Source organism: Marinimicrobium sp. UBA4209, assembly GCF_002381585.1.
In the GTDB taxonomy this organism is placed as follows: domain Bacteria; phylum Pseudomonadota; class Gammaproteobacteria; order Pseudomonadales; family Cellvibrionaceae; genus Marinimicrobium; species Marinimicrobium koreense.
Genome location: NZ_DFTP01000052.1, coordinates 1 through 240, shown reverse-complemented (window position 1 = coordinate 240; position 240 = coordinate 1). Strand labels below are relative to the sequence as shown.

Genomic DNA, 240 nt, shown 5'->3' with positions numbered 1-240 from the left:
CAAGCCGGTAGATCTCTCCCATGTGCCGGATGCCACGCCGAGGGCGGAGGTGCGCACCCTGGCGGGCAACAAGAATCCCTACACGGTGCTGGGCAAAACCTATTACCTGATGGACGATGAGACCGGCTACAAGGAGCAGGGCATCGCCTCCTGGTACGGCCAGAAATTTCACGGACGCAAAACCTCCAACGGCGAAACCTACGATATGTACGGCATGACCGCCGCGCACAAGACGCTGCC

At 60.4% G+C, this 240-nt stretch carries 1 protein-coding gene; it reads left to right on the top strand.

Annotated features, from left to right (window positions below):
* The coding region (locus B3187_RS07655; RefSeq protein ID WP_349678198.1) for a septal ring lytic transglycosylase RlpA family protein at positions 1 to 240 on the top strand (240 nt) is incomplete at both ends.